Genomic DNA, 5,793 nt, shown 5'->3' with positions numbered 1-5,793 from the left:
AACAGGCTTCGGCCTCGATGGAAGAGATGGCCGCCAACATCAAGCAGAACGCCGACAATGCCGCGCAGACCGAAAAGATCGCGCGCCAGTCGTCCAAGGATGCCTAGGTCAGCGGCGAGGCCGTGAACAAGGCTGTGGGCGCGATGCAGATGATCGCCGAGAAGATCGGCATCGTCCAGGAAATCGCCCGCCAGACCGATCTTCTGGCGCTCAACGCCGCGGTCGAGGCGGCGCGTGCCGGCGAACATGGTCGTGGCTTCGCGGTCGTCGCTTCCGAGGTGCGCAAGCTCGCCGAACGCAGCCAGGGTGCTGCCGCCGAGATCAGCCAGGTCTCGTCCGATACGGTCAAGGCTGCGGCCGAGGCAGGCGAGATGCTGGGCAAGCTGGTCCCGGACATCCGCCGCACCGCCGAACTGGTGTCCGAGATCAGCGCCGCGTGCCGCGAGCAGGATATCGGTACCGCGCAGATCAACGAGGCGATCCAGCAACTCGACAAGGTCACGCAGCAGAATGCCAGCGCGTCGGAACAGATCAGTTCGACCTCCGAGGAACTGGCGAGCCAGGCCGAGGAACTGCAGCAGACCATCGCCTTCTTCCGCGTGGAGAGCAGCGGCCGCGGTCGCGCCGTCCCGTCGGCCCGGTCGGCCGCAAGCCCGGTCAAGCGCGCCGCAAAGCCCGGCAAACCGGCGACCAAGCCCGCGCACAAGCCCAATTCGGTCGCCCATCAGCAGGAACGCGTGCAGGGCTTTGCCCTCGATCTGGAGCGCGGCGGTGTGGATGATGACGATGCCCATTTCGGAGAGGCAGCATGAACACGGCGCACGAAATCCAGGTGGTCGAATTCGGGATCGGCGAGGAAGTCTTCGCCGTCCCGGTGGGGCTGGTCCGCGAAATCCTGGACCACAAGCCGCCGTTCCAGGTGCCCAACGGCCCTGATTATTTCCTGGGCCTGACCGATGTGCGCGGTCAGGGTGTGCCCACGGTGGACCTGCGCGTCCGCCTGGGCCTGCCCGCGGCCGAGCCCACGCTTGCGACCCGCATCCTCATTCTCGACATCCCGCTGGCAGACCGCATGCTGTCGCTGGGCGTGGTCATCGACAAGGTCCTGTCGGTGGCCACGATCGAAACCGCCCGCATCGAAAGCGCACCCGATATCGGCGTCCGCTGGAAATCCGATTACATCACCGGTGTCGTGCGCAACGATGGCGGCTTCATCGTCATCATCGATGTCGCCAGCATCTTCACCGCACAGGATGTGCAACTGCTCGATCCGATGGCGAAAGTTGCCTGACGATGCGTGACCGCCCACGGCGCAATCCCTATGCCTCTCCGTCGCAGTCCGACCGTCGGACTGCGACGGAGGGAACGACCATGATCTTGCGCCACCTGACTTGCCTGGCCTTTGCCATCGGATTCCCGGCGACCGCCTTTGCGGCCGAGGATACCAATGTCTGGGCTGGCCAGTTTGCCACCATCAACCTCGACGAGAAGGTCTATGTCCGGCTGGAGGCGCAGGAGCGCTTCACCAATGATGCCGAACGTCTGGGCCAGCTGCTGCTGCGCTCGCTCGCCGGCTACCGGATCAGCAAGAACGTCAATATCGGTGCGGGCTATGCCTATGTCCGCACCGATCCGGTCGGCCCGGCGCTGCTCAACGAGCACCGCTTCTACCAGGAACTGAACGTCCGGCTGCTGACGACCGGGGGCGGCGTGACGCTCGATTCCCGTTCGCGGCTGGAACAGCGCACGTTCGAGGAGCGCGACGGCACGAGCTGGCGGATGCGCCAGTTCGTCCAGCTTCGCGCGCCGATTTCGGCGCACAACAGGCTGGTGGCCTATACCGAACCGTTCGTCGATCTGCACCGCACCAATGTCCAGCGCGGCGGCCTTTCGCTGTGGCGCAATTTCGTCGGAATATCGGTCCCGCTTGCCCGCAATGCCGAGATCGTGCCCGGTTATCTCAACCAGCATGTGTTTCGCGATGGCGACGATCGGACCGACCACACCGCCAATATCAATCTCTACCTGACCCTTTGAAACAGAAACGGCACCCGAAATGCGCAAACCCCTCCACCTCGTTACCGGCCATCATCGGGCATCCGGTACAGGCCTGCACGCCGACCGCGCCCGGCCCGCCAAAGGAGGACAGTGACCATGGCTACCGCGCTCGCCAGGATCCCCGCGCCTGTTTCGGACAGCATCAGCCCCCAGCATTTCAGGGCGCTGTCCGCGCTGATCTACAGCGCCACGGGCATTCGCATGCCGCCTTCCAAGACCACGATGCTCGAGGGCCGGCTGCGGCGGCGCGTGCGCGACAACGGTTTCGGCAGCATCGCCGATTATTGCGCGCATATCCTGAGCGGCGATGCCTCGCAGGCGGAGATGGATGATTTCCTCAACGCGGTGACGACCAACAAGACCGACTTCTTCCGCGAGCGCAACCATTTCGACTTTCTGGTCTCGGACATCCTGCCCGACTATCAGGCGCGCGGCCAGCGGATGCTGCGCTGCTGGAGCGCGGCGAGTTCGAACGGCGCCGAAGCCTATACCCTGGCGATGGTGCTCGACGACTATGCGCGGAGCAAGGACGGCCCGGACTACGAGATTCTCGCCACCGACCTCGATACCGAGATGCTGCAGACCGGCATCAGGGGCATCTATCCGGCCGAAATGCTGGCCCCGGTACCGCAGGCGCTGCGCCGCCGCTATGTCATGGAGCCGAAGGACGCCGCTCGCCGCGAGGTGCGCATCGCCGCTGCCCTGCGCAAGAAGGTCAGCTTCGGCCGACTCAACCTGATGAACGATCATTATCCGATCGGCGCGCCGGTAGACATTATCTTCTGCCGTAACGTGTTGATCTATTTCGACAAACCGACCCAGCACAAAGTGGTAACCCGTTTGTGCGAACAACTTCGTCCGGGCGGCTATCTGCTGCTGGGGCATTCCGAATCGATTGCCGGGTTCAGCGGGCAGCTCAAGGCTGTCTGCAACACGGTCTTCCAGAAGGTGTAAGCGATCATGGCCGGTCCCAAGATCCGCGTGCTCATCATCGATGACAGCGCCAGCGTCCGTCAGACGCTGACCTCGGTGCTGCAGGAAGATCCCGACATCGAGGTGATCGCCGCGGCGTCGGACCCGTTTGCTGCTGCGCGCTATATCAAGGAGGAGGTTCCCGACGTCATCACGCTCGACGTCGAGATGCCGCGCATGGACGGCATCACCTTCCTGCGCAAGATCATGGAGCAGTGCCCCGTCCCGGTGGTGATGTGCTCGTCTCTGACCGAACAGGGGTCCGAAACGCTGATGCAGGCGCTCGAGGCGGGCGCGGTCGACGTGATCCTGAAGCCGCGCATGGGCGTCGCCGACCATCTCGCGGAATCGCGCATGATGATCCGCGAGACCGTCAAGGGCGCGGCCAGGGCACGCGTCGCCGGACGCAAGCCGGCCCCGCGGCCCACCAAGGTGGAAGCCAAGCTGACCGCCGACGCGATGCTGATGCCGCCTTCGGGCCGCGCGATGAGCAAGACGACCGAAATGGTCGTGTGCATCGGCGCGTCGACTGGCGGCACGGAAGCATTGCGAGAGGTGCTGATGGACCTGCCCGCCAATTCGCCGGGCATCGTCATCGTGCAGCACATGCCCGAGAATTTCACCCGCGCCTTCGCCAAGCGGCTCGACGGGCTGTGCAACGTCAGCGTCAAGGAAGCACAGGACGGCGACACCGTGATGCGCGGCCATGTGCTGATCGCTCCGGGCGGCAAGCACACGCTGCTCGAACGCCAGGGCGCGCGCTATCTCGTCTCGGTGCGCGAAGGGCCGCTGGTCTCGCGTCACCGGCCTTCGGTCGACGTGCTGTTCCGCTCCGCCGCGCGCAGCGCGGGCTCGAACGCAGTCGGCATCATCATGACCGGGATGGGCGATGATGGCGCGCGCGGCCTGCTGGAAATGCAGCAATGCGGCGCACGAACCTTCGCCCAGGACGAGGCGAGCTGCATCGTCTTCGGCATGCCCAAGGAAGCGATCGCACGCGGCGCGGCCGACAAGGTCATCCCCCTGGGCGCGATCGCCCGCGAATTGCTCCACGCCACCGCTCGCTGAACAAGGACCAGACCCATAATGCTCCATGCCAGGATCAGCGCAAGCGACGCCAGCCCCGCCGGGGACGCGACCATCAGCGTGCTGCTCAGCCAGATCACGCAGGGCATCGACGCGCGCTTCGTGACCGTGGGCAAGACACTGGCCCAGGCGGTGGAATCGATCGACGGCATCGTCACCGCGCTGCGCGAGGCGACATCGACCTTCGAGGCCGGCGAGGGCGCGGCGGCGGTGAGCAATCTCACCACCGCTGCGCGGCGCCTGTCGGGCGTGGGCCACCAGATGCAGGGCCGCGCGCAGGAGATGGGCGAGATCCAGCAGGCCTCGCGGCGGCTGTCGGCGCATATCGCCGAGGTGAAGAAATCGCTGCACGTGCTGCACATTTTCGGCCTCAACGTGAAGATCGCCGCGTCCGGGGCGGACACCTTCGTCGATTTTGCCAACACCATGTCGGGGCAGCTGGCGGCGGGCGAAGCCGAGGTCTGCGCGCTGCAGGCCAAGCTCGAGGGGCTCGCCACCAGTCTGCGCAGCATGGAGCATAACGACCGGCTGCTCGCGAGCGAGTGCCAGCGCGTCGTTCCGCATGTTCCCGACCGGCTGGAGGCCGATGCCGCCGCGCTGCGCAAGCACCAGGCGATGCTGTCGGAGCTGGCCGAGAAGAATGCCGTGCTCGCGCGGTCGATCCAGGGCAGCGTCGCCAATGTGCTGGGCGCGATCCAGGTCGGCGACATCGCCCGCCAGCGGCTCGAACATGTGCTGCAGGGCTATGCCGACATGCAGGCGACGCTGGCGACGGCGGGCCTCTGCGCCGAAGACGAGGCCGCCACGCGCGACCATCTGCTGCGGCTGCTGCTCGCGCAGCTCACCTCGTCCGCACAGGAGTTCCGCACCGAAACCCAGGCGCTGGTCCGCGCGCTGCGCGGCATGGTGCCCGAGGCCGACCGGCTGATCGCGCTGAGCAAGGGCGGCGGCAGCGAGGATGGCCAGGTGTTCCTGCGTAGCCTCGAGGCCGGCATCGCCGAAGCCAGCGCGATGATCGCGCAGCTCCAGCTCGCCGATGCCCAGGCCGCCGAGACGCTGCGCATCATCGTCGATACCGTCGACGATCTGACGGGCCGCGCCGCCGCGATGCGCATCCTGCGCATCGAGGTGCAGCAGATGGCGATCAATATCGGCCTCAAGTGCCGCCGGGTCGAGGCGATCGGTCGCCCGGTCGCGGTCATCGCCAACGAAATCCGCGCGAGTTCCGATTCGCTCGACCAGACGATCAAGCAGATCACTGCCGAATCCGCCGGGCTCGGCGCGATCTCGCTGCGCATGCGCAAGCATGCCGATGCGCATGTCGGGCAGGACAGCGATGGTCTCGCCAGTTCGCTCAGCGCCATTCGCGAGGGCGCGCTGCGCACCGAGCAGGCGATGGCCGTGTCGGAGAGAATGGCGAGCGGACTGCTCGGCGCGCTGCGTTCGACCACCGACGAGCTCGAGCAGAGCCTCGATCTGGGCGATGCTCTCGAACGGATCGAGGACCTGCTGACGATCGAGCTCGGGCGCGACGTCCCGCTGGCGCTCGAGGGCCGTGACGACCAGATCATCCGCGCAGTGATGGAGCGCATGGCGCGCAGCTACACCATGGCGAGCGAGCGCATGGTGCACGAGGCGTTCCTGCTGCCCGGCATGGCCAGGCTCATTGCCGACAAA

Annotated in this window: 5 protein-coding genes and 1 pseudogene; all 6 read left to right on the top strand. The window is 66.1% G+C overall.

Annotated features, from left to right (window positions below; translation table 11 throughout):
- A pseudogene (locus tag DM995_RS19955) lies at positions 1-812 on the top strand (methyl-accepting chemotaxis protein); the annotation flags it as partial.
- Positions 809-1,291 (top strand): chemotaxis protein CheW, encoded by a 483-nt coding sequence (locus DM995_RS19950; RefSeq protein WP_023839247.1) that lies wholly within the window; start codon positions 809-811, stop codon positions 1,289-1,291. The pseudogene DM995_RS19955 and the gene DM995_RS19950, both read left to right, overlap by 4 nt.
- A gap of 80 nt (positions 1,292-1,371) precedes the next feature.
- A complete protein-coding gene (locus DM995_RS19945; protein ID WP_116970811.1) occupies positions 1,372-2,037 on the top strand; it encodes a DUF2490 domain-containing protein in 666 nt (221 codons plus the stop codon).
- Between the two features lie 117 nt (positions 2,038-2,154).
- Positions 2,155-3,012 (top strand): CheR family methyltransferase, encoded by an 858-nt coding sequence (locus DM995_RS19940; RefSeq protein ID WP_116970810.1) that lies wholly within the window; start codon positions 2,155-2,157, stop codon positions 3,010-3,012.
- Positions 3,013-3,018: 6 nt separating this feature from the next.
- Positions 3,019-4,098 carry a protein-glutamate methylesterase/protein-glutamine glutaminase gene (locus tag DM995_RS19935; protein ID WP_023839244.1) on the top strand — a complete coding sequence of 360 codons (1,080 nt, stop codon included), beginning with the start codon at positions 3,019-3,021 and terminating at the stop codon, positions 4,096-4,098.
- 18 nt (positions 4,099-4,116) lie between these two features.
- The coding region (locus tag DM995_RS19930; RefSeq protein WP_116970809.1) for a hypothetical protein at positions 4,117-5,793 on the top strand (1,677 nt) is incomplete at its 3' end.

This window comes from Blastomonas sp. UPD001, assembly GCF_003426715.1.
GTDB lineage: Bacteria > Pseudomonadota > Alphaproteobacteria > Sphingomonadales > Sphingomonadaceae > Blastomonas.
Note: the sequence above shows the minus strand (reverse complement) of the source record. Positions and strands in the feature narration are given on the sequence as shown.